Genomic DNA, 23921 nt, shown 5'->3' with positions numbered 1-23921 from the left:
TCTAAAATTGCTCAATAATACGCTTAAAAAAGCTTCCAAAGCTCTTATTCGTATCCGTTTTAAGCACTTTTCGTTCCAATTTATAAACTAAATTGTTGACGATACGTTTCATATCCAGTGATGCAAGTGAATTGGGAGCATCATTGGTAAAGAGCGTGCGTTGTTTAATACTCTTAGAGATGAGTTTATCCTCAGGCAATTTACCAATTAAGTTCAGTTTTAAACCATTGCCAATATTTGCCATGGCTACTTTATTGATTTTATCGAAAATGAGTTGTGCCTCTTTTTCGCTTTTGGTCATATTTAAAATAAGATGAATGTTAGACTGCGTTTTGCTGGTGATCTTAATCGTAGCATACGCATCGGTAATTGCTGCAGGATCAGGCACAGTGACCACAATAACCTCATCAGCTGCTTCTAAAAAAAGCTGTATATGACCGCCTATTCCAGCTCCTGTATCAATGATCATAAAGTCAAGATCATTAAGCACTTTTGTCTCTTCCAAAAAGCGTTCAAACAAAAATTGTTCTGAGTATTTTAAAATCTCATCGCCACTTTCCCCAGGAATCAGCAAAAGATTTTTTTTGATAGGAACAATAACATCGGCTAACGTACACTCACCTTTGAGTACATGTAAAATATTTTTATCAATACGAACATTGAGAATGACATCAAGATTTGCTAATCCGATATCGGCATCAAAGAGACCAACTTTGTAGCCATTGTTGGAGAGTACATTCGCCATATTGGCACTGACAGTACTTTTACCTACACCGCCCTTACCACTGGTAATAGCGATATATTTGGTATTGCTATGCTCTTTAGCAGAAGCTGCGCCGACTAGTTCTTGAAGTTTATTCGCCTGCGTTTCCATGCTCACCTCTTTTTTTCTCAAAGCCATCTAAAATACATTCAACCAAAAAGTCACTGGACGCTGGGACAATGTCATCAGGCACCTCTTGACCGATCGAAAAGTAACTTACTGGTTTATCTGTATCGTAAATCAAAGAAAATATCGTTCCAAAAACTTTGGTTTCATCAAATTTTGTAAAAATCAACGTGTCAATATCAAGAAATGAGAAGTTTTTATAGATCTCTTTAAGGTCTTCCAGTTTACTGCCCGCGGAGAGAACCAAATTGACATCAATTTGCAGTTGTGAACTTTGAATAAATTTATTGAGTTTGATCAGTTTATCTTTATCGTACTGTGAACTTCCTACGGTATCGATGAGAATAACATCGCAATGGCTCAGTGATGAAAGCGCGCTGTTGAAGTCATTAGGGTCTACAACATCCTCTATCGGTAAACGCATCATTTTCGCATACTGAAAGAGTTGCTCCACAGCACCAATTCTGTAGGTATCCAGTGTAATAATGCCTACTTTGGCTCGCTTTGCTTGAATGTAAGAGTAACGTGCTGCCAGTTTGGCAATCGTCGTTGTTTTACCCACACCCGTTGGTCCTACAAACATCATAATGCGTTTATTGCTTTTTGGCAATTCCGCTTCCATACGCACGGGAATGAGTTTTCGAAGTAAGACTTGAAAATAGCGTTTGATCGTCTCGCTGCTATTTTTCATGCGCACAGGCATATGTTCCAGAGTGAGGTTCATGATATTTTCTAAATGATCTTCACCCATACCGCTGGTTTTTGCCAATTTGTAAATTTCTGAAAATTCTGAAGGAATCGCTAAATTATTGCGGTGTGGGGCTCGCTCTTCCCAAAACATCTCTTGGATGAGTTTAATTTTATCGGCAAGTTTTGTTATCTCGCATTTAATCTCGCCTATACCTTCATTATTTTGTGCCCGCTCCGCTTGCCTAGAAGCGTTTGAACTTCCAATATCGCCTGTTGCTTGTGCAATTTGTGATATCTGTTTTGCTGCTTCAGAAAGGCTAAAGAGAACATCTTCACCACTTTTGTATTTGTGCTCAGACCTTGGTTCTGGTTTTTGAGGAGTTGGCGGCATAGGCTGATCTTCTTCGATTGCCACCACGACTTCATAAAGCGCTGAAGTACTAATGGTTTTTTTACGAATTTGTTTGGTGCTTATGACTAAAGCATTTTCACCACACTCATGTTGTGCTTGCTTGAGTGCTTCTGCTGGTGTTTCACCACTAAACGTATGAAATTTCACCTCTATCCTTTAAAACTTTTTAGCGTAAAGAGTGGAACGATAACCGATGCTCGCTCCTGCCATCTGGGATGTGGAACGATTAAGTTAGGTTGTTGAATCTTTTGATTATCAAAAAATATTATATCCAAATCTAGCGTTCTTGGTCCATTTTTAAAGAGTCTCACGCGTCCAAAAAGATGCTCTACATGTAAAAGTACTTTTAGCAATGCTTTTGCATGTAAAGATGTCTGTAACACGATAACCGCATTGTAAAAATCAGGCTGATCCAGATAACCAAACGGTGGGTTTTTCAAAACTGCCGAACTCTCTTGAATAAAAAAACGTGGGTCGTCTAAAAATGTACGGTAAAGCTTCACAAAACGTTTTTTCACATCCCCTTCATTGCCACCAAGTCCTACAACAACTCTATGCGCAAAATGCTTTTTAGCTTTTTTACATGTAGGGAAAAAACGAATACGTTCTAACTTCAACCCATAACCTCAGCACCGCTTTTTCGCACGATGATTGTGTCTTCAATGCGTATGCCAAACTGCTCTGGTAAATAAATGCCAGGCTCGATGGTAAAGACCATATTTTCTTCAATGATGGTTTCTGAACGTGAGCTGATTACGGGTAATTCGTGGATGTCTAATCCAACACCATGACCTGTAGAATGGATAAAATAACTTCCAAAACCTGCTTTGTCGATGACATCTCGCGCGGCTTTGTCGATTTCTTTGGCTTTTACACCTATTTTGACTGCTTTTAAAGCGGCCTCTTGAGCGAACAACACTGTATCATAAACTTTCTGTTTAAGAGCCTCTTTAAAGTGCTGTTCTTTTTCAAAATTAAACTGCTCATCAAAAAAGCTTGTTCGTGTTCGATCCGAACAATACCTTTGGTACTTTACACCCGCATCCAAAAGAACCAGTTCACTTTTTTGAAGACTCTTTTTTGTTGGAAGGGCATGCGGCTTTGCAGCATTTTCACCTAAGGCTACAATGGGTGAGAAACTCAGCTCCAACGCACCACGGTATTTAAAAATAGACTCGGCTTCAAAATGTGCCATCATCTCATCCATACCCAAACCATCGTGTTTTAAAAATTCTCCAAAACGATGAAACGCATCACGTCCAAAAATGGCAGCCTTTTTGAGTATTTCAAGCTCTGCTTCAGTTTTGATGATGCGTTTTTGCTGTGAGAAATTAGGCTTTTTTTGAAAGTTGAGACTGAGCTTGTCACTCAGGCTTGCATACGCTTCAACATTCCATTCTGCGGGATTGTACATCAGTGACTTGATGCCACTTTTACGGATCAAAAGACGCGCTGTTTTAAGGAGGTCGCGTCTATCGCCCTCTAAAACAGTCGCATTTTTGATAATCTCGCTTGCCTCAGTCGTATAACGTGCATCGGTAATAAAAAATGCTTCACTTCCAAGTCTCAAGAAAACCGCATGATCGCATGAAAAGCCGCACTCATGGTACTGTGCATTTTCATCTTGGAGAATATAATTCACGTTATTAGGCTTGTGCTACTGCTTGTTGCTGTGCAGCTTGTGCTTTACGAAGAGCGTCAAGCTCACCTAACATTTGCATCATTGAGATCATCGCAAGATGGTAGCCAAACGGTCCAAAACCACTGATCTGACCCGTGCAAACCGCAGCTGTCATGCTTTTTTGACGGAACTCTTCACGTCTGTAGATATTGCTAATATGTACTTCGATTGCTGGTAAAGAAACCGCACTAATCGCATCGCGAATAGCGATAGATGTGTGCGTATAGGCTGCTGGATTGATGATGATACCATCAGCGTCGCCAAGACACTCTTGAATACGATCAACGATCTCACCCTCTAGATTTGATTGAAAAAATTCAATTTCAAAACCATTTTGCTTAGCAACTGCTTCCATTTGAGAGTGAATCTCTTCAAGTTTCATACCGCCATAAATGCTTTGCTCACGGTGACCGAGCATATTTAAATTTGGACCTTGGATCACGACAACTTTCATTGGTTACCTTTTGTTTAAAATTTAGTCTTATTATATCAATGCTTAGTTTAGGATACAATTACGCCAACATTTACCCTTGTTCAAATGTTAGTGAAGGTTGATCTATCAGCTTTAGGATAGTATCGTAATTTTATTATTTAAGGAAAAAAGTGACGTTAATAACTGCTGATTTTGTACTTACATGTAACGAAGATTTTGAGATTATCGAAGAGGGTGCGGTCCTGTTTGATCAAAACATTCTCGAAGTGGGAAAAAGTGAAGACCTCAAAGCCAAGCATCCTACAGCAACGGTGATCGAAACACCTCAAAACAGTGTAATTTTACCTGGTCTCATCAATAGCCATGTGCATCTCGAATTTAGTGCCAATCAAAGTATGCTTCGCTATGGCGATTTTATTCCGTGGCTTCGTTCTGTCATCAAACACCGAGAAGAGCTGAGTGCGCTTGCAACGACGGAGCTTATTGCAGGTAAACTCCAAGAGATGCTTAAAAGCGGTACAACTACCTTGGGTGCGATTAGCAGTTTTGGAGCAGACCTTGAAGCGTGCGCTCAAACCCCTCAACGTGTCGTCTATTTCAACGAAGTTTTAGGCTCCGTTCCTAGTGCCGTTGATGCGATGTATGGGGATTTTAGAGGGCGGCTTGAAAGCTCTAAGGAGTTTACATGTAAACGTTTCATCCCTGCCGTTTCCGTGCATTCACCTTACTCAACGCACCCCATTTTGGCTAAAAAAGCACTTGGAATTGCCAAAGAAGAGGGATGTGTGGTCTCTACACATTTTATGGAAAGCCCTGCGGAGCGTGCTTGGGTTGATGAGGGAAGTGGCGATTTTGAAACGTTTTTTAGTGCGTTTAATCCCCATGCAAAACCTATGTGTAGTGCGACGGAATATCTCGATTTGTTTGATCAAAACCCTACCCTTTTTACACATGGGGTTCAAGCAACCAACCAAGAGCTTCAAACTATTGCCAAACAAAATGCAACGTTGACGCATTGTCCTGTTTCCAACCGACTTTTGGGTGTGGGAAAATTGGATATTGAAGCCGTGCAAAAACAAAATATCAACCTGACGTTAGGAACCGATGGACTGAGTTCCAACATTTCACTCAGCCTTTGGGATGAAATGCGCAGCGCCCTTATGATGCACCCTAAATATGAGCTTTCAAGCTTAGCGAAAACGCTTCTGCAAAGCGTTACATGTAATGCCTCTAAAGCATTACAACTTCCATGCGGTGTTCTTGAAAAAGAGCGCTATAGTGACCTTATCGTGGCAACTTTACCACAAGCGTGTGAAAAAGAAGATGTGGCTTTACAACTCATCTTGCATACGCACCAAACCCATTTAACTTTTATTGACGGAGAAAAACAATGCTAGACCTACTTAAAAAACCTTTTATTTGGATAGGTGCCGTTTTAGGTTACATCCAAAACCACTTTAAAGCAATGCTTTTTATACTACTTTTGGTGCTTATTTTTGGCTCCCAAGAAGAGCTGAAAAACCCTAATCTTGCAATCATCAAGATAGAGGGTGAAATCCTCAATGTTGAGGAAATTTTAGACAACATCGACAAAGCGGACAAAGACGAAAAGATCAAAGGTGTGCTTTTACATGTAGACTCTCCCGGTGGTGCTCTAGCTCCTTCCATCGAGCTTTCTATGGCTGTCAAACGTTTAGCTGAACACAAACCTGTGGTTGCGTATGCCGCAGGAAGTATGACCAGTGGTAGTTACTATGCTTCCATCTGGGCAAATCATATCGTCGCCAATCCTGGTGCGTTTGTAGGCTCCATTGGTGTGCTTTTCCAAGCGCCAAATGTTGCGGAACTTGCTAAGAAGCTTGGCATCTCAGAGCAGATCATTACTGCGGGTGACTACAAACAGATGGGAACGTTTACCAGAGAGTGGACACCTAAAGAGAGAGGTGCGCTTAAAGAGCTTATTGATGATGCTTACACGCTTTTCATCACCGATGTAGCAACAGCACGTGGACTCAACCTTGCTAAACCAAACGAGTTTGCGAATGCACAAGTTTTTATCGCTCATAAAGCATTAAATATTCACCTTATTGATGAAATTGGCTCGATCAAAGATGCTAAAAACAGAGTCGAAGAACTTGCTCAAATCAAAACTGCCGTTTGGGAGAAACCAGACAAAATGGACAAATGGTTAAAAAAATTAGAAAGCAGCTCAAAACTGCCTATTTTTAACTTAATGGGGTATCTTAAATAATGAAACAGCCTTCACGCTCTCTAGCACTGCTGCAATACGTCTATGTGCTTTTAGGCACGATGTCGATGGCATTTGCCGTCGTCTGCTTTTTATCGCCTAACAATATGGTCACAGGTGGAGGCATTGGTATTGCACTCATTCTGCACTATATTTTTACTTCATTGACCCTTGGAACGCTCATCATTATGGTGAGTATTCCTTTCGTCATTTTAGGGTTTATTTATTTTGGAAAGCAATACACCTTTAAAACCTTGCTCGCTATGCTTGCAACCTCGTTTTTCACCGATTTTTTTCGAGAATTTCTACATCTTAAACCACTCACCGATGATATTCTTTTAGCTGCTGTTTTTGGTGGTATTTTTATTGGTCTTGGTGTTGGCTTGGTCATCAAAGGACGCTCCTCCACAGGAAGCACGTCGGTGGTGGGTGAAATCGTTGCGATGAAGAGTAAGTTTAAAGCCTCAGAAGTGCTTTTAGCTATCGATGTAAGCATCATGCTTGCCTTTATCATTGCGCATGGTGACATCAAAAAAGCGCTTTACAGTATGATTGGAGTTTACATTACCGCAAAAGTGATTGACGTCATTCTCACGGGTCGTCCCTCTAAAAAAGTGGTTAAAATCGTCTCCAACAATGTTGAGAGTTTAACAGAACAGATCAGAGAGCGTATTGAAGAGCATGGAACCATCTTTACAGGCGTAGGTCTGCATCATCAAAAGCAGATCAAGACGGTTATTTTACTTTCCGTTGAGACCTCAAAAATTCAACTGCTCAAAGACATCATCCGTGAATATGATCCTGAAGCGTTTCTCATTATCTCTGAAGCTTCTGAGTTTTTGGGAAGAGACTAAATGATATTAACTTTGCTATAATTTTCTGCTTTTCATTTTTACACCCATTAAGGAGTATTTATGAGCATTTATGAATTTGAAGTGAAAACGATCAGTGGTGAAACCATCACAATGGATGCTTTTAAAAACAAGGTCCTCCTCATCGTCAATGTTGCTAGCAAATGTGGTTTTACGAATCAATACGAAGGCCTTGAGAACTTATATCAAAAGTATAAAGACAAAGGACTTGTTGTGTTGGGATTCTTTTCTAAAATATTTTATTAGGTATAATAAATCATAATTTTTTCACATTTCTAGTATATTTTAAAAAAGTATAATAGAATATGATATGCCAAAAATAAAAAATTTAAATATAACATCTAATCAAAGAATAGAACATGAGCTAAAAATCATAAAACCTCATTATGATACAGTTCATATTGAATTTGCTGAAGAGCACTATGGATCGTATTTAATTTATTCTAAAGCACAGGGGGATACAGGTCAACATAGCAGACTCTATCTTTCATACAAAAAAGGTATTCAATTTAGAGAAGCTCTGATTCAAGCCTTAAAAATTACTGGTAAACAAGTAAGTGGTTCTAAAAACACAAGAGATGGCTTAATAAATATCCTTGATAACTATCCAGAATATAATTATTTTATCCTAGATGCTATGATTAAAATCGTTCCAGAAAATTGTGTTAAATCAACAATAGAATCAGATGTATGGGCGTGTGCAATATTCCTTGAAGCAATGCGTATCAATAAGTGTAAACTCTCTAAACTTTCAGATATAACAACGAACCACCAACGTATTACATGGGATAGCCTTGAAAATATCAAACATACTAAAAGTAATAAAGCTCATCTATCAACTTTTTTTAATCATATTGCAAAACTCATTGAAGGGTTTAATAGTAAAAAACGACAATCTAGAAATATTAAAAAAAATATATTGGGTCTTCCTACCACTGTTTTGTATCAGATAGACTACTATTGTAGAGAAGATCTTGACAATATCATATACAGATCTCTTGAGTATAACGCTTGGCAACAAGAATTTAAATCAATACAAAATCTTTTTAGTTTAGAAAATCTTGCAAAAACTTATTATAATAGTATAGATAATGGCGTTAATAAAGAAAGAGAAAAAGTTAGAAATCTTGCAAGATTATTGTATCAAGTAGAACTTAGAAGTTTCACGCGTATAAGAGCCAATCCTCGTCGATATGAATATAAAAATGAACACCAAAAAAAACAACATGAAATGCTTCTCGTACTCTCTAAATCAGGGATAGATATTACAATAAATGATGAAAGAATGCTTGCATTTTGGATAATGGAAGCATTTGAAGGATGGCCAGACAATAAAGTTAAAAAAATTTACAAAAATTTACTAGATATTAAAAGTTTTCAGTTGGTTGCAAATCGAAGATTCAACATTGACTTTGTTTTGTTAAGAAATAGAGTTCTACCTACATTTCACGAAATTTATCCTCTTATTTTATTCATCCTTATTCGTGAAGGTTTAAATATGGAAGTCTTACGCAGTTGGAAAGTTCATAAAAAAGAAAATAATGAATACGAAATTGGAAACAATGCAGGTGTAGCAACTATTATTGAAGGTTATAAAAATAGAAGTAAAGACATTATTTGGACACCAATAAAACGCGATTCCATAACGGAAAGATACATCAATTTCTTCTTATCATGGCTAACGCCTTTGTATGAAAAAAATAAATCTGATAGTTTTTTTCAATATTACCAAGATAGTGGTAAAGAATTTGAAATAGGCTACTTTAAAAATAGAACCCAACTTCGATCTGCGCAACAAGGGAGACGATGGTTTTTTCAAAGACATACTATTATTCTTCCAAAGGGGGAGAGATTAATGAATATAGATCATAGGCAACCTCGAGTCAATAAACAGTTTGATGATTACCTAAAAGGACTTGACGAATTTGAACGCCAACGTAAAAGAAGTCATTCAAATATTGACACACAACTTCATTATGATAATATCGCAGAACGAAAATCCATTCAAAAGCATATTATTGGTAAAACACTCAATCTCACAGAAGATATTTTTCGAGGTAAAATAACTCGAGATGATAATCCAAAAGTAAAAATCTTTGAAGGTATTTTTGCAGATTGTACTGATCCAAAAAATCCTGATTTTTATGGGAATCCAAAATTACACGACGATGAAGTATGCACAGATTGGTTTATGTGTCTATGTATGTGTACAAAAAGTGTTGTTATTCCTTATATACATGGTCCAGTGATTTTTGCTTGGAGAGAATATATTTGGAATGAAAAAGAAAAATTTTTCCGTGAATCTGACTGGGAAAAAGAATACCTCATACAATTAAATGCTGCAAATAGTGTAATTGAAGGGTTTAGCAATGAAGAAAAAAAATATTCGGAAGAGCATATGCTAGAATACGAAGGTATTGTGAATCTTCATTTTAAGAGAAAACGTAAAATATATTAAAAGGATCAGAATGCTAAAGCAGAACATATTGGAGAAATTGCCAAATTGCCAAAATGAAATTGCTGTGATCGAATTATTAAAAGATGAAATATTTCCAGGTTCAAATAATAGTAGATTTATTGATCCTATAATAAATCTTCCTACAACATCTGGTGAATATAGTGGTACAGAAGTTACATTATCTGGTATTCCCGCACTTGCATATAGAATTGTTTTGTTGTTAAAATTCCATGGACATATCAATGATACGCCTCTTAACTCAGGTAAAATGTCCTACGCTAGAACACTACTAAAATGCTTATCAACTCTTTCCAAAATCCCTGGTACTATGATGCGGATGGACACACTCAATAAAGAGCATCTTGAAATCTATGTTAAACAACGCGACAATGAAGTATCTCCAGCAACGCTTACACACGAGTTGTATAGATTAGGCGAATGGATTGTTGAAGCAAACACATTATTGCCTTATTTTTTACGACTGGATGAAAGTATCCTTACTAAAACACCTTTAATTCACAACATATATCTAAAAAGCATTAACCAAAACAAATCATATAAGAGTGGTGTAGGTAGTAATAGAAGACTTTATCCTCTTGATATGATGAAGAATATTGTTTCTGAGGCTATTAACTATATCGATAACTATGCAGAAGAAATATTAAAAATTGCACCACTTTATGTTGAATCTAGAAATATGGTAATTCGACAAGCACGTATCCATATAGTTAATTCCCTACGAGAAATGCCAACCATATTCCAAAAATCAGATTTAATTGACCTACAAAAAAAATGCAAAACTTTTTCTGATGCATCACAAATAAATAACACTATAGCTATAGTACTAAAAAACATAAAAGAACTTGAAAGTGCTTGCATTTTAATTGGTCTTTTAATGACAGGGATGAGAGTATCAGAATTTTCTACACTGCAGCGATTTCCAAAATTCAGACATGATGATCATGCTCATATAACTAGAATAATTACAAAAACTGCCTTAGATGAAGAGGGAGAAAAACATGAAATGCCAATACCCTCTGTTGCAAAAAAAGCAATAGAAATATTATCTCATTTGTCTATGATAAATGATGGCAAACAAAATGGACACCTTGTCAGAAATGCTTTTGATAGACCTATACAAACTTTGAAAATACCAGCTAAACGAGTAAACCATTCTCTAAAATATTTTTGCAATAGTATCAATGTAAAAACAGCTCCAACTCCACATCAACTTCGACATACCATGGCTTTCATCATAGCATATCTCAGTGAAGGAAGCGGTTTAGAATTAGCTCGATTATTCCTTGGTCATAGTTCTATTGCTATGACACTTAGATATCTTGGTCAATACAATCATATTTATCGTGAAGCCATAAAAGAGCTCGAAGCGGAGGATGCTCAAATATTTGCAAAAATTTTATCTGATGAAATCAGAAAAGGTAACAAACTCTATGGCAAGAAAGGTGAATATATTACTCAACAGGGAATTTTTATGGGTAGTTATGCCTCCAAATTTGCTGATCTTCTTGAATTAAGTCTTATGGAAATGGTTAAACAAAATAAAATCGCAATCTTACAAACTCCTATCTGCTTTTGCATACATGATCTTACTAACCCAAAAGCTATGGAATGTCAAAAAGGTTTACAAATAGATGATTTTATTGCGGAGAGACCATTAACAGGTCGATGCCAATCGGCTGAATGCACCAATGCTTGCTTTACGGAAGGAAATATCCAACGCATACAACAAGAACAACTCATTAAACAATTTCCTATTCATCTCAAAGAAAGATTAATGCAAAATCTTTATGTTTTAAATGATGGGGGGATTGAAGAAATGAAAAACCCTCTCGAACGAATCATCGCATCCTACATGATTGATAAAGGTGCATAATATGGCAAGAATTTCAAAAGAAGAACGAAACTCTAAACTTGAAGCACTTTGGGAAGCATTTCATATTCTTAAAGAAGAGTCTACTCTTAAATACAATAAAGTAACTCTGGCAAATATTTGTGAGTATGCCAATAGTTTACCTACAAATAAGTTATGGGGCTCAATGATCAGTGAGCAATCTTTAAAAAATAAAACTGACAATAACTTTGCTAAAGATATTAGAGATGCAATACTTGCATTTAAAAAAGAGATACTGAACGTCAAATCCACAACAACAAAAAAAATCGAAGATGATATTAAAAAACAAAAGCTTACTATTGAAAATCTTACAATAACTATTACAGAGCTATTGCATAATGAAATTGAACTAAAAACAAGGCTAATGGAGAAAGATAAAACTATCACACGTTTAAAGGAAGAAATAGAGTTATTGAGATTTACAAAGGATAACTGATGGAGTTAAAACTTATTACAGTTTCACATCCGTTCATTCCAAGACGTGATATTACACTGATACTCCAAAACAATGATTTACACCTTCCTGCGGCACGCTTTCTAGTTAAAGAAGCAAGAAATGGAGGAAGACATGGTAGTATCGGAGGGAGAACAAGTCATTTACAAAGGGCTAAGCAACTCAGAGAACTTTTTTACCATCTCGATGCTATGAGAATTAATTGGAGAGATGCAATAGAATCTGATATCAGAGCCATTAGAAATGCTATGCTCCATTGGGATTCAAATAATAATTTAGATTTAAAAACAAAATATAGCTATCAGAAAATTGCTAATGATTCTATGAACACAAAATTAGGTCTCTGGTTTAAATTCTACAGATATATGCACGAAATTGGTGAATCCTATAATATGGTGCTTAATACTAGGTTAGAGCGAGTCTTTGAATATCGTAGTCAACTTCTTGATCATATCAACCAAAGAAACAATGAACATAAGTTTATTGAAGTATGGGATTTGAAGATTCCAGGCTCTCCAAAACGAAAAACTCATAAAGTAATTACCAGAAAAGAATTTGATTATTTCTGTAAAGAACTTCAAAAAATTGATATTACGTATGTGATGATAGCAAAGCTAATGGCAACAACAGGATTACGTATTGATGCTGCGCTTAATGTGACTCCACATCAATTTAAAAACTATTTTAAATATCTTAATACAGGCAAAAATCTTGAAAGTAAAATCAAATTTCGATATATAAGCAAAGGTGATCTTTCTCTTGAATGCCAAATACCTATCAAAATGATTGCTGATCTTCAAAAAGAGTACCTCTCTCGTATCCATGTAGAAAGAATGAAAAAATATAGTGATAGAAGTGAGAGAGGTTTATCTGAATACAATTCTGAAGCAATGTGGTTGCTCAACAATGGGAGAGAAGTCAATTATAGTGACATTATTAAGGTCTTTAGAGATGCCTCAAAAGCTCTTGGTAGAACTATTAAGCCTATAACACCACACTGGTTACGTCATAGTTTTGCAACATGGGCATTGATTGATTATTCAAAACGCGAAAACATATTACTGAAAGGTATTATTCCTGATACTCGATTCATTATTCATTTATCTGAACTACTTGGTCATGCGAATGAATCTACTACAATGAAATATGTTCAAACAGCACTTACCATAACAGAGTTAGAACGCTTTGAAAACCAAATTGGGGATACTAAAACCTATGATGGACCATTAATGACCTATCAACTTTATAAAGAGGATCCTGGAGCACAAGGAATTGTCAAAAAAGAAGCGGTAAAAGAATTTGGAGATATGTTTGATGAAAAACAATTCGATGCAATAAAATATGCAATATCAAGAGGTATGCTTGTAGATGACGCCTATTAAAAATTTTAAGCATACCCATGTTTTGGGGAAGAAGTTATTCTCTTCCAAATTGTTTAAAGCTTAAATTCTTGCATATTTGCTTGCAGTGTATCTGCTGTTATTTTGAGCTGTTTAGAAAACGATAAAAGCTCATTAGAAATTTCACCCATTGAGTGTGTCTGTGCCGTGAGTTCTGTGGTAATGGTATTGATCTGTTGACTCTCTTTTTGTTGTGTCGTGGTTTCATGCTCCACTGCATTCAATTCTTGATTGAGTGTCACAATAGCATGGCTAACGCCATCAAAGGAACTCAGTGCAATTTGTGTTTGCGAAATAACCTCTTGTAAGCTTTGAGCACTGCGCTCAATTTGACTTTTAACTTCTAATGCTTTGCCATGAACATTGGCAACAATATGCTCAATATTGCCTGTTGCTTGATGTGACATCTCTGCAAGATGACGTACTTCATCAGCAACAACGGCAAAACCACGTCCATGCTCTCCAGCCCTTGCCGCTTCAATAGCTGCATTGAGGGCTAAAAGGTTGGTTTGATCTGAAATGTCTTCAATCGCCAAAAGAATTTGACTGATTTGTTCAGTTGCGGTCGCTAGCGATTCTGTTGTCTTCTGAATTTCGCTTGTGGCGTGAGCAGCCATTTTCAGATCATCAATAGAGACTTGCACGGTACCACTTACATCTGCATTATTACTTAAAAGTTTTTGTGCATCTTCCATGGTTGCACTGGTAATAAGCCTGATTTGTTGGGAAATAGCACTGAAATTTTGATTTGTTTCATTGATTTTCTGGGTGTGTGTTGCGACGTGTTCCGCTGTTTTTTCAAGTGTTGTCACAATTTGGCTCACAACCGTAGCAATGTGATCAAGCTCCTTCGCTTTTGCCACAATAAAATGAATTTTTTGACTCAGATTTTCTACGATGCTATTGTATAAAGGTCCTAACTCTGCGACTTCATCAGTGCCACTAAAGGTGAGTTTATGTCTAAAATCTCCATCGGAGAGCACTTGAAACGCTTCTCTGAAGTGTTTGAGTTGCTTAGAAAGGATCATCGGTAAATAAGTTGCTAAGCACAACATCACCAATGCGATAATGCCTCCAAAGATATTAACAATCACCATTTTACTGTGCATCGTATCGTTAGCAACTTTAAGCTCTTTCACTCCTGCAAGTGTGAGCGTTTGTGTTTCAATGGATGAAGCAATGACTTTTTGGCGTATCGCTTCTCTTTGATTCATTGCCTTATCAATCAGCGCTTTAAACCGATCAATTTTTGGGGAAAGTGAGATCAGCGAAATTTGTTTGGCGCGCTCGTCATTAAAAGAGACAATGAGTTTATCCATACTCTCAAAATCTTCTTTTAATCCATCAAAATCGGATTTCAAAGAGGATGAAAGTGTTGAAAATACAGTATGATTAAGCGTTTTTGCAAGGTTGGTATAGAGTGCATTAAAGTCCAGCCAATAAGCTCCATCATGCAATGAAGCATAGTTTTTTTGAGCTTTTTCCATAGACTCAAAAAGTGCTTTTGCTTCTAAGAGTAAAGTGATCTCTTTTTGCAAGGTATCAAGGTTTGAAAGCTCATTGCTTTGATGCGCTGTTTTGGATGAGACAGAGTCCAGTCTGCTTTCCATTTGGCTTTCCATACTAAAAAAGGAAAAAGAGAGGTATGAAGCATAACCTACAAACACAAGAAAGAAGAGGAACATTAACGTAAAAATTTTAGCGTGTATGGTTAATTTAAACTGATTCATATAAACTCCTATCGAACGGCAACAAAGGTTTTAGCAACAATGGCTTGTGCTTCTTTGCTGTAAACATAGTTCAGAAATTGCATTAAAGCCGTTGAGAGGTTCTCTTTCGTTACAAGCACTAACGGTCTTGAAATAGGATAAGAGCCATCGGCTATATTTTTATCAATAGCCTCAACATCGTTGATGCTCAAAGCCTGAACTTCGGGTGTATTTTTCACAAAAACCATGCTTGTTGCGGTAATGGCATGAGGGTGGCTTTTAACATAATTGACTTCATCAATAGGAGCATCCACTTCAATCGCTTCTTTACTGTAGGTTCCCACTAGAACTTTTGTATCAAAAACAATTTCTGTAAAAACAATTTGCGTGGCGCGTTTATCGGCAAGGGTTTCGATGACCACAATAATGGGTGCATTGTTGCCACCTACTTCACTCCAGTTTTTGATTTTGCCTGAGAAGATACCTTTAAGCTGTTCCATGCTGAGATTTTTTACAGGATTGTTTTTATGGACTACAACGCCAATCGCATCGTATCCTATAATAAAAAAGCGAAGCCCTAACGCTCTCTCTTTTGCTTCAATGGCGCGTGAAATACCTGCGAGTTCTGTTTTGTCTTTTAAAAGTGCATCAACCCCTTGCCCAGAACCTGGGTTTTCAATACGTGAGAATGTATGCCCATAATTTTTTGAAAACTCTTTTGCAAATTCTGGCAAAACAGTTTTCCCAATGGTTGATGAACCTACGTAAGAGAGTTCTGCGCTATGAAGGGTGAATAAAAAGCTAAGACATAAGAAAATTAGACGCATAAGTGCAACTCCTGTGTTAAATGAAGAGGCGAAATAGATAGGGGGAAGACCCTCATTTGAGGGTCTTCTGCTAGTTGTAGTTTCGGATATAGAACACTTTAGGGTTTGTGCCTTTTTCAGGGAGCAATACCGTTGGTTTATGTGCTCTAAGCGTTGTAGCGATTTTGCTTTTCTCATCATTGAGATCACCAAATATACGTGCATCTGCTGGACATGCCACAACACAGGCAGGTGCCAATCCTTGTGCAACCCTGTGGTTGCAGAAGGTACATTTCTCAACCGCACCTTTACGACGTACCGCTTCGTATCCATCCGCACCACGTGCAGCATTGAAGTTAGGAAAGGGGGCTTTTGATTTATCGCTAAGTTCTTTTTTCGAAAAAGTTCCACCTTTGACAATACTGCTATCATCCGTTGCATAATCCAAGAAAGCGTGCTCTTTATTGTAAAAGATAACGCCATAAGGATCCGCCAACATACAGCTTTTGCAACCAATACAAAGATTTGGATCGTGTACTACAAATCCTTCATCTGTTTTGTGCATTGCATGAGTCGGGCAAACCCTGACACAAGGAGCATCTTCACAGTGATTACATAGCGTTGGTGTGTGCTTATAGCTTACATGTGGGAATATTCCATACGTTTCAGTTTTATGAAAAGCCCAGTGGATACCATCAGGTGTATTATTCTCACTTTTACATGCCAAATCACACGCACCACATCCTACACAGCGGTGAAGGTCAATGACCATTCCATATTTTTTTGCCATAATCTATCCTTTCCCTATATCTTTTCAATTTTGACGCGTGAGTTACCACCGTGTCTTGGCGTTGCTCCACTGAGACGTTCAAAATCAAATGCATGAAGTTTATTGTTATTGTCCCCTCTTGGTTTAGAGCCAAAGACTTCACTTCCTACACGACCATATGCCCAATGTCCTTGACCATAACATTTCATCACAACACCAGGACGTACACCTTCCCAAAGTTTGACTTCGCTTTCAATATTTCCTTGTGGAGAGGTAATTTTAATTTTATCACCATCTTTAAGTCCTAACTTTTTGCCATCAAGTGGGTTAATTTTGGTAACATCTTTACCAGCTACATCACCAGGATCCACATCTTTGATTTCATAATACCATGGGCAGTTCTGGCTTCTTCCTTCACGATTGAGGCGTGATCGGTGCTCGGCAAAGATAAATGGATAGGTCTTTTCATCGCCATGACGGACAGGTTCTTCATAGTGTGGTACAAACCCAAGCTCACCTCTGCATGTATAATTTACGGCTTCAAAAGCTTCATCTACAGTAATTTTATTTTTCTCGGCATGTTCAATCATAACTTTTTTTAAAGTTTCACTGTAAAACTCAAACTTTTTAGTTTCAGTCTTGAAGTTGTCTATTTTTTTGCCTGGTTTGTATTTCTTTGTTTTCCAAACACCTTTTTCTAATAATTCATTCCAACTGTTGATGGTGTCACCTTTTTCATTACTCGCGCCACTCCACACAGGTTTTGTAAGGAACTTGACAGCAAAGAGATCGAATTCTTCAGCTGTTTCAGGAACTTTCCCCGTTTCAGGATCTTTGAAATTATCTTGGTAATAACGAAGAGGACCATCAAATCCTTTTTTAGCCAATGCTTGAGCAATCAAGAACGGTACTTCTGTTTCATCGGTTTTGGCTTCACCATAAGGTTTAATCAGTGGTTGATGAATTGACATATAACTGTGGAGATTTTGTTTATTGGTTACAAACCCATAACGTTCAAAAAGATGCATTTTAGCTGGGAGTACAATATCAGCATACATACTCATCTCAGCTAGATTTGTTGTAATGTGCGCATAGAATGGTAATTTTTCCATCGCTTTTTCCCATACATCAGCACCGTTAATGGAGAATGTGAAATTGTTCCAATAACCAATTGCTACTTTAATATCATAAGGTTTATCTGTGAGGATAGAATCCGCAACTTGTTGGGTTACCACACCACCACCTGTTTTTTTATTGATAGCTGCAAGTTTTTTTGTTCCGCGCTGGTCAATTTTTTTCTGCTTTAACGCCGCTTCAAATTCTGCTGGCAGATAAGGTTTAAGATCGGGTGCTTTTTCATAAGGAACTGAACTTCCTTGTAAGATACCACCAACAGCATCGACAGATCCAACAAGGCCATTGAGAGCGTGCGCTGCAAGTGAAGCATAGGCACCTCTGATTTGCATAGATGCTCCTGGTGTTACCCAAGAGATGGCACGACTGCCTGCTTCTGCAAACTCTTTTGCCACTTCTTTAATATCTTTAGCACTGATACCTGTGAGTTTTTCTGCCCATTCTGGGGTTCTATCTTTTAATTCTAGGTTCCACCATGCAATAACACCATAGGTATGTTTTTCTTCAAACACAACAGGAATGACTTTGCCTTCAACCTCAATTTCTGTTGGAACTTCTTTTTCTGGAATGAAATAATTGACTTTATCCGTAAAATCACCCACAAAAGATTTATTCCATTTTCCTGTTGATAAAATAACATGTGCAATTGCAACGGCTAATGCACTATCGGTTCCAGGAATAATAGGAAGCCAACGATCAGCTTTTGCTGCAGTTGCAGAAAGGCGTGGGTCAATACAGGTAATTTTAGCTCTATCTTTAACATAGCCTTGCTGATTCATAAACCAAGGTGTTTGACGATTGGAAGAGACCATATCTGTGCCCCAGCCTAATATATAGCGCGTATTATCTAGGTCAAAGTCTGCGTAATCCCACATACCTTCAGTATAGTAACGACCAAATTTTTCTGCTTCTGCACAAATAGAACTATGCGAAATATTATTTGGACTACCGATAAGCTTAGGGAATGTACCATACATAATTTCATTCATAAAAGTGTAACGACCACGCATAAGAAGAAATTTGTGGGTTTCTTGTGTTTGAATAAGCCCCATAATTTTGTCTGCAATGGTATTGATCGCTTCATCCCAAGAAATAGGCACGAATTTAGGATCAATGCCTTTGCCCTTTTTAGGGTTGGTGCGTTTAAGTGGTGTTTTGACACGATCAGGATCGTACACTTGTTGCAACGCTAAGTGTGGACGTGGACAGATGCGTCCAGCACTTGGAGAGTTTGGATTGCCTCTAATTTTTACAACTTTACCATCGACCACAAGTCCTTGAATCGGACACCAGCTGGTGCAGCCTTGACAGGTAGAACTCATCCATTTACCCGTCTCACCTTCGTACTTTAATTCACCAATTTTTGCTTCGACATCTTCTGGGAAAATAGAGATGGTTGAAGCTACCGCAGCACTTCCCGCTGTTGTTTTGAGAAAATCTCTTCTGTTAATACTCATCATTGACTCCTTATACTGCTTGACCAAGATAAACAACTAAGTTTTTAAGGAAAAAACTTCCCATAACGATAATTGAAAAGGTTGGAATAGCAACTGTTCTGAGGGATAATTTGTTTAAAATGACCAAGGTAAAAATGGCTAAAGGTGCAATTAACCCCATTAAGATACTCAGTACCCAAAACTCCATGCTAAAGCTACTGATGAGAACATCATAGGCATGTTTCGAAGATGCTGTTGTTAGCGCCAAATTGTAAACCCATGCAAAAACTGCGGCTAACTCAAGGGTTAAAACCATATTGATGATCAGAGGAAGTTTAAAGCGTGCTACAAGGTTTTCTAAACTTTCCAAATTGAAAAGTACCATTAACGATGCCCCTGAAAGAATGGAAGAGACAAAGAAAATCACAGGGATAGCGTTGTTCCAAGGCTCTTTTGCGATGCCTGAGAGCAAGAATCCATGATACAAACCAACGAGACCTGCAAGAACGGCACCTGCGTAAACGATTTTTGAACTAAGGGCTGAAACACCGCTTGTCAATACTTTAAAGGCGATAAGAAGCGCAACTGCCACAAACGCACTTTGTAAAAAGATACCGATAGACATAAACGATGTTGGATTGATCGCATAGATCGTTTTAATAACGTTCAATGGACGTCCAAGTTCTGTCAGAAGCAAAAGCAATCCTGCTATCACCAAAAGCGGTGCTACCATAAAGGATTTTTTAACAAAACCTTCATATGCTTTAGCATCCACATAGTAAAGAACCACACCTACAAGGAAGGCACCTACACCTAAACCACCCAAGAACAGATCTAATGAGACCCGCACATCCCACAATAAATTCATCATGGACTCCTTTAAAGTTTCTTGAACATTTCTTCAAGTACAATGTGCTTAGAGCAATTAGCATACCAACTTTAAAAAGCCCTATAATAGGGACTTTAAGAGAAAAAAGGAGCCTTCAAAAAATGAAAAACGATCAAATTTTGACCAGTTGTCTTCAAAAATTTACCATGCTTTTTTTACTGTTACTATTACCTTTTTCGCTCAATGCGAAAGAAAAAATTGTCCTTGGTCTTACAGGAACAGTCCTTAAAGATGATCTCAAAAATTTTATGGATTGGGAGAAATATTTGGAGCATAAAATCACTGATCTTGATGTGCAAATACGCTTTTCAAAAACCTATGCGGAGATGAATCAGCTCATTAAAGAGCATAAAGTCGATGTTGCCTATGTCTGTAACTCCAGTTATACCAAACTCGATAAAGAAGGAACAGGCAAAATCTTAGCCATTCCTATTTTTGATGGAAGCGATCAATACTATTCGTACATCATTGCAAAAAAAAGCACCCCTGTTGACTCACTTGCAGATTTCAAAGGAAAAATTTTTGCCTTTACTGATCCTGAGAGCAATTCAGGAGCTACGGCTCCCAGTTACCATATGTTAAGCCATGGAATGGATCCTAAAACCTTTTTTAAGTCCTACATTTATACCTATGAACATGGCGAGTCCATCAAAGCGGTCATTGATGGATTTGTAGATGGTGCAAGTGTGGATAGCATCGTTTATACCCGTTTTGCGCAAAAACATCCCGAAAAAATTGAGCAGTTAAAAGTGGTGCAAGTTTTAGGACCTTATACCAACTCACCTATTGTGGCGCGAAGCGCATTGCCTAAAAAGAGGTTTGAAGCGCTGCAAAATGCTTTTATTGCGATGCATCAAGATACATATGGTAAAAGCATTTTGGAAAAGCTTTCTTTGGATCGCTTTGATCTCCCCTCGGGTCAAGATTTTTCCAATGTGGCAAAAATGCTTGAGGTCATTGAACAGAGACAATGAAAAAGCTTTTTGACTATCTTTTAGCGCTCTCTGTTCAAGTCAAACTTGCCACACTTATTTTTTGGGTTGTTTTTGCGATCTCTTCGGTTTCGATTATCATCAACATAGATATTCATAAAAACCATACCAATCAGATTATTGATGAGCTTATTAAAACCAATATTAACTCCAACAAAGCCTTTGTCAGCGAGTTTATCCTTACCCATAACCAATGGGAGCTTTACAAATTTCTCAAAACACTGAGTTCCAGTAGTATGATTGAAAGCTCAGGATTTATTGACACGCATAACGTCATTGTGGCACATACCGATACGGAACATTATCGTCTTGGTGATACGTTTAAAGAGTTTGACACCTACAATGTTGTCCCTTTTGAACAAGATGGGGTGACTTTTGGCTCTTTTGTGCTTAAGGTTAAAAATCAGACACTCTTTAGTATGCTACAAGACACTTTTTTGGCGCAATTTGTGCTTCTTGTTATGGTGGCGTTGCTCTCACTCATTATTGCTAATATTTTTATGGGAAGACTGCTTGGAAGGCTTCATTTACTCTCAAACAATGCACAGGCAATCATCGAGAAGCGTTGGGATGACATTACGATTTATCAAGGCAAAGAGAATGATGAAATCACGCGTATTATTGAAAAAACAACGCAATTAATGCATGAACTACGAGACTCTATCGAAAAAGAGGAGAAGAATGCTCGCATTTCGCACTCCCTCATTATCTTGGGAGAAATTGGCTCTTCGTTTGCGCATGAAGTTAAAAATCTACTGCAACCTTTAAAGTTGTTGCTTTCTCCTGCCCAACTGCCCGATAAAGAAGATATGCCCATCATCCATGGAGCATTAGCGCGCATTGATCATCAGGTGGTGGACTTTTTGGCCCTTGCAAAACCCGCTGATTTTAAGTACGAAAAACCTTTACATGTAAAGCCATTTGTTGAAGAGTCTATCGCGTTATTGCGCTCTTCTTTAAGTACGAAACATTTAGGAATTCAAAGCATCATTGAAGAGGATTTGAGCGTTAAAATGGGGGCGAATGCCATTGAAATTATTTTGATCAATTTACTCAATAACGCCATCGATGCAGCGTTTCAACTGAGTACGATTGAGATCACATGGAAAAGGGCAGAGCAAGCAGGATTTTCGGTGTTATGTGTGAAAAACAGTGGTGAAACGATGGATGAAAAAACCAAAACCAATCTGTTTAAACCCTTTTTTACCACAAAAAAAGAGGGTTCGGGTTTGGGGCTTTTTAGCATCTATAAAATTGTCTATCTCTCCAACGGCTACATCGAGTTTGAAAGCGAAGAAGAGCAGACAAAGTTTTGTCTCTATATCCCCAGTCAGGAACAAGTATGAAAATTGCCATTATTGATGACCAACAAGAGATTCGCTACTCGGTTGCTAAAATTTTACAGCGCAATCAACACACACCGTTGCAGTTTAATGGCGAAGAGTTTGAACTCGCTTTAATCATCGAAGAGCAAGGCGTTGAGCTTTTAATCGTCGATGTGATGCTTGGCGAAAATCTTACGGGCATTGATTTGATTAAGCAGTTTAAAAAAGTAGGACTCAACCTTCCCATTATTTTGATGACAGCGTATACGACACCTACCAATATGATCGAAGCGTCTAAAATTGGCATTAAAGATATTTTACAAAAGCCTTTTGATGAGGCGCAACTTTTAGAGTTGGTTGGAAAATACATGCACACTTCAAGCAAAGAGAAGAGTGCTAAAAAGCCTATAAAACAAGGAGAAGAGGCGTTTGTAGGCTCGTATGAAACGATGAAAGAGATCTATAAAAAGATTGGTATCGCCGCCAATAATGACCTTTCTGTGCTTATTTACGGAGAAACGGGTACAGGCAAAGAGCTTATCGCTAATCTGATTCATACCAACTCGACTCATAGTGAACATCCCTTTGTTGCCGTGAATTGCGCGTCCATTCCTAAAGATCTTTTTGAAAGCCAGCTTTTTGGGCATGAGAAAGGCTCTTTCACCAGTGCGGATAAACAGCACATCGGTTTTGCTGAACTTACAGGGGAGGGAACACTTTTTTTAGATGAGATTGGAGAACTCGACATTGAGCTTCAAAGCAAACTGCTGCGCTTTTTGGAGACGAAGAAGTTTAGACGTGTGGGAGGAGCTAAAGAGATTAATTTTGAAGGCCGTATCATCAGTGCGACCAATGCCAATCTTAAAGCACATATTCAAAAATCAATATTTAGGGAAGATCTTTACTTTCGTCTCTCGATGCTCACGATTACGATGCCATCTTTAAAAGAACGCATTCAAGATATTCCTATTTTGTGTGAGCATTTTATTGCCAAAGCTAACCGTGATCTTAAAACGACCATTACATCCATTTCCGAAGAGGCGTTGGCTAAACTTGCACGCCATCATTGGCGAGGAAACATTAGGGAGCTACGCAATACCATCTACAGTGCCTGCTTAAATGCCAGTGATGACATGATCAAAGCGGATGACATCAAAGAGTTTGAAGAGACAGAAGATATACAGCAACAGCTTCATAAATTTTGCCTAGCGTATTTGCAAAAGGAAGGGGTTGAAAAAGCCCATGATTTGGAGCAAACCTTGCAAAAAACCTTTTTACATGTAAGCTTTTCTCTCTGCCCAAACATCACACAGCTTTCCACCATACTCGATATTTCTCGCAATACACTTAAAAAACAGCTTAGAGAATTTGGTATTTATGAAGGGGAAGAAGAGAAGTAAGAGGGTAGCCTA

Annotated in this window: 21 protein-coding genes; 11 read left to right on the top strand and 10 right to left on the bottom strand. The window is 37.8% G+C overall.

Going from position 1 to position 23921, the window contains the following annotated elements; all coding sequences use genetic code 11:
* Position 1: 1 nt before the first annotated feature.
* The 5 genes from SAR02S_RS01665 to aroQ are packed head-to-tail and all read right to left on the bottom strand — an operon-like array spanning position 2 to position 4126.
* The gene (locus tag SAR02S_RS01665; RefSeq protein WP_041956315.1) at positions 2-874 is read right to left on the bottom strand and encodes a MinD/ParA family protein; all 873 of its coding nucleotides are present in this window, start codon (positions 872-874) and stop codon (positions 2-4) included.
* Complete coding sequence (gene flhF, locus SAR02S_RS01660; RefSeq protein ID WP_041956313.1) at positions 855-2138, bottom strand: flagellar biosynthesis GTPase FlhF; 1284 nt, start codon at positions 2136-2138, stop codon at positions 855-857. The genes SAR02S_RS01665 and flhF overlap by 20 nt, the downstream gene beginning before the upstream one ends.
* Before the next feature lie 2 nt (positions 2139-2140).
* On the bottom strand, positions 2141-2608 hold the full coding sequence (gene folK, locus SAR02S_RS01655) for a 2-amino-4-hydroxy-6-hydroxymethyldihydropteridine diphosphokinase (protein ID WP_041956310.1): 468 nt from the start codon (positions 2606-2608) through the stop codon (positions 2141-2143).
* Positions 2605-3633, bottom strand: a complete 1029-nt coding sequence (locus SAR02S_RS01650; RefSeq protein WP_041956308.1) for a M24 family metallopeptidase — start codon at positions 3631-3633, stop codon at positions 2605-2607. The genes folK and SAR02S_RS01650 overlap by 4 nt, the downstream gene beginning before the upstream one ends.
* 4 nt (positions 3634-3637) lie before the next feature.
* Positions 3638-4126, bottom strand: a complete 489-nt coding sequence (gene aroQ / locus SAR02S_RS01645; protein ID WP_041956306.1) for a type II 3-dehydroquinate dehydratase — start codon at positions 4124-4126, stop codon at positions 3638-3640.
* A gap of 149 nt (positions 4127-4275) precedes the next feature.
* Between aroQ and mqnF the strand changes: the two genes are divergently transcribed.
* From mqnF to SAR02S_RS01605, 8 genes are all read left to right on the top strand, one after another.
* The gene (mqnF, locus tag SAR02S_RS01640) at positions 4276-5502 is read left to right on the top strand and encodes an aminofutalosine deaminase family hydrolase (RefSeq protein WP_041956305.1); all 1227 of its coding nucleotides are present in this window, start codon (positions 4276-4278) and stop codon (positions 5500-5502) included.
* On the top strand, positions 5496-6356 hold the full coding sequence (gene sppA, locus SAR02S_RS01635) for a signal peptide peptidase SppA (RefSeq protein ID WP_041956303.1): 861 nt from the start codon (positions 5496-5498) through the stop codon (positions 6354-6356). The genes mqnF and sppA overlap by 7 nt, the downstream gene beginning before the upstream one ends.
* Positions 6356-7207, top strand: a complete 852-nt coding sequence (locus SAR02S_RS01630) for a YitT family protein (protein ID WP_041956301.1) — start codon at positions 6356-6358, stop codon at positions 7205-7207. The genes sppA and SAR02S_RS01630 overlap by 1 nt, the downstream gene beginning before the upstream one ends.
* A 60-nt stretch (positions 7208-7267) precedes the next feature.
* A complete protein-coding gene (locus SAR02S_RS01625; protein WP_084218425.1) occupies positions 7268-7471 on the top strand; it encodes a thioredoxin domain-containing protein in 204 nt (67 codons plus the stop codon).
* 64 nt (positions 7472-7535) lie between these two features.
* The gene (locus tag SAR02S_RS01620) at positions 7536-9683 is read left to right on the top strand and encodes a hypothetical protein (RefSeq protein ID WP_041956300.1); all 2148 of its coding nucleotides are present in this window, start codon (positions 7536-7538) and stop codon (positions 9681-9683) included.
* 10 nt (positions 9684-9693) lie between these two features.
* The gene (locus SAR02S_RS01615; protein WP_041956297.1) at positions 9694-11577 is read left to right on the top strand and encodes a site-specific integrase; all 1884 of its coding nucleotides are present in this window, start codon (positions 9694-9696) and stop codon (positions 11575-11577) included.
* 1 nt (position 11578) lies between these two features.
* A complete protein-coding gene (locus tag SAR02S_RS01610; protein ID WP_041956296.1) occupies positions 11579-12031 on the top strand; it encodes a hypothetical protein in 453 nt (150 codons plus the stop codon).
* The gene (locus tag SAR02S_RS01605) at positions 12031-13431 is read left to right on the top strand and encodes a tyrosine-type recombinase/integrase (RefSeq protein ID WP_041956293.1); all 1401 of its coding nucleotides are present in this window, start codon (positions 12031-12033) and stop codon (positions 13429-13431) included. Before SAR02S_RS01610 ends, SAR02S_RS01605 begins: the two co-directional genes overlap by 1 nt.
* 53 nt (positions 13432-13484) lie before the next feature.
* Here the strand turns inward: SAR02S_RS01605 and SAR02S_RS01600 are convergent, their stop codons facing one another.
* From SAR02S_RS01600 to nrfD, 5 genes are all read right to left on the bottom strand, one after another.
* Complete coding sequence (locus tag SAR02S_RS01600) at positions 13485-15179, bottom strand: methyl-accepting chemotaxis protein (RefSeq protein ID WP_041956291.1); 1695 nt, start codon at positions 15177-15179, stop codon at positions 13485-13487.
* 8 nt (positions 15180-15187) lie between these two features.
* On the bottom strand, positions 15188-15985 hold the full coding sequence (locus tag SAR02S_RS01595) for a phosphate ABC transporter substrate-binding protein (protein ID WP_041956288.1): 798 nt from the start codon (positions 15983-15985) through the stop codon (positions 15188-15190).
* Positions 15986-16055: 70 nt separating this feature from the next.
* A complete protein-coding gene (locus SAR02S_RS01590; RefSeq protein WP_041956285.1) occupies positions 16056-16754 on the bottom strand; it encodes a 4Fe-4S dicluster domain-containing protein in 699 nt (232 codons plus the stop codon).
* 14 nt (positions 16755-16768) lie between these two features.
* Complete coding sequence (locus SAR02S_RS01585; RefSeq protein WP_041956283.1) at positions 16769-19324, bottom strand: molybdopterin-dependent oxidoreductase; 2556 nt, start codon at positions 19322-19324, stop codon at positions 16769-16771.
* A 10-nt stretch (positions 19325-19334) separates the two neighbouring features.
* Positions 19335-20171, bottom strand: coding sequence for an NrfD/PsrC family molybdoenzyme membrane anchor subunit (nrfD, locus tag SAR02S_RS13140; protein WP_052433497.1), 837 nt, complete (start codon positions 20169-20171; stop codon positions 19335-19337).
* A 122-nt stretch (positions 20172-20293) separates the two neighbouring features.
* Here nrfD and phnD point away from each other — a divergent pair, with 122 nt between their 5' ends.
* From phnD to SAR02S_RS01565, 3 genes are read left to right on the top strand one after another with little or no spacing between them, the layout of a single operon-like run.
* The gene (gene phnD / locus SAR02S_RS01575) at positions 20294-21166 is read left to right on the top strand and encodes a phosphate/phosphite/phosphonate ABC transporter substrate-binding protein (RefSeq protein ID WP_041956280.1); all 873 of its coding nucleotides are present in this window, start codon (positions 20294-20296) and stop codon (positions 21164-21166) included.
* Positions 21163-22530 (top strand): sensor histidine kinase, encoded by a 1368-nt coding sequence (locus tag SAR02S_RS01570; RefSeq protein ID WP_041956277.1) that lies wholly within the window; start codon positions 21163-21165, stop codon positions 22528-22530. The genes phnD and SAR02S_RS01570 overlap by 4 nt, the downstream gene beginning before the upstream one ends.
* Positions 22527-23909 (top strand): sigma-54-dependent transcriptional regulator, encoded by a 1383-nt coding sequence (locus SAR02S_RS01565; protein WP_041956274.1) that lies wholly within the window; start codon positions 22527-22529, stop codon positions 23907-23909. Before SAR02S_RS01570 ends, SAR02S_RS01565 begins: the two co-directional genes overlap by 4 nt.
* Positions 23910-23921 lie beyond the last annotated feature (12 nt).

The organism is Sulfurospirillum arsenophilum NBRC 109478 (assembly GCF_000813345.1).
GTDB lineage: Bacteria > Campylobacterota > Campylobacteria > Campylobacterales > Sulfurospirillaceae > Sulfurospirillum > Sulfurospirillum arsenophilum.
This window is presented reverse-complemented; position numbering and strand designations above follow the sequence as displayed.

Coding starts and splice junctions, on each gene's coding strand:
- SAR02S_RS01665 (WP_041956315.1), bottom strand. CDS start 874: ATGGAAACGCAGGCGAATAAACTTCAAGAACTAGTCGGCGCAGCTTCT.
- aroQ (WP_041956306.1), bottom strand. CDS start 4,126: ATGAAAGTTGTCGTGATCCAAGGTCCAAATTTAAATATGCTCGGTCAC.
- sppA (WP_041956303.1), top strand. CDS start 5,496: ATGCTAGACCTACTTAAAAAACCTTTTATTTGGATAGGTGCCGTTTTA.
- SAR02S_RS01630 (WP_041956301.1), top strand. CDS start 6,356: ATGAAACAGCCTTCACGCTCTCTAGCACTGCTGCAATACGTCTATGTG.
- SAR02S_RS01625 (WP_084218425.1), top strand. CDS start 7,268: ATGAGCATTTATGAATTTGAAGTGAAAACGATCAGTGGTGAAACCATC.
- SAR02S_RS01620 (WP_041956300.1), top strand. CDS start 7,536: ATGCCAAAAATAAAAAATTTAAATATAACATCTAATCAAAGAATAGAA.
- SAR02S_RS01615 (WP_041956297.1), top strand. CDS start 9,694: ATGCTAAAGCAGAACATATTGGAGAAATTGCCAAATTGCCAAAATGAA.
- SAR02S_RS01610 (WP_041956296.1), top strand. CDS start 11,579: ATGGCAAGAATTTCAAAAGAAGAACGAAACTCTAAACTTGAAGCACTT.
- SAR02S_RS01605 (WP_041956293.1), top strand. CDS start 12,031: ATGGAGTTAAAACTTATTACAGTTTCACATCCGTTCATTCCAAGACGT.
- SAR02S_RS01600 (WP_041956291.1), bottom strand. CDS start 15,179: ATGAATCAGTTTAAATTAACCATACACGCTAAAATTTTTACGTTAATG.
- SAR02S_RS01595 (WP_041956288.1), bottom strand. CDS start 15,985: ATGCGTCTAATTTTCTTATGTCTTAGCTTTTTATTCACCCTTCATAGC.
- SAR02S_RS01590 (WP_041956285.1), bottom strand. CDS start 16,754: ATGGCAAAAAAATATGGAATGGTCATTGACCTTCACCGCTGTGTAGGA.
- SAR02S_RS01585 (WP_041956283.1), bottom strand. CDS start 19,324: ATGAGTATTAACAGAAGAGATTTTCTCAAAACAACAGCGGGAAGTGCT.
- nrfD (WP_052433497.1), bottom strand. CDS start 20,171: ATGAATTTATTGTGGGATGTGCGGGTCTCATTAGATCTGTTCTTGGGT.
- phnD (WP_041956280.1), top strand. CDS start 20,294: ATGAAAAACGATCAAATTTTGACCAGTTGTCTTCAAAAATTTACCATG.
- SAR02S_RS01570 (WP_041956277.1), top strand. CDS start 21,163: ATGAAAAAGCTTTTTGACTATCTTTTAGCGCTCTCTGTTCAAGTCAAA.
- SAR02S_RS01565 (WP_041956274.1), top strand. CDS start 22,527: ATGAAAATTGCCATTATTGATGACCAACAAGAGATTCGCTACTCGGTT.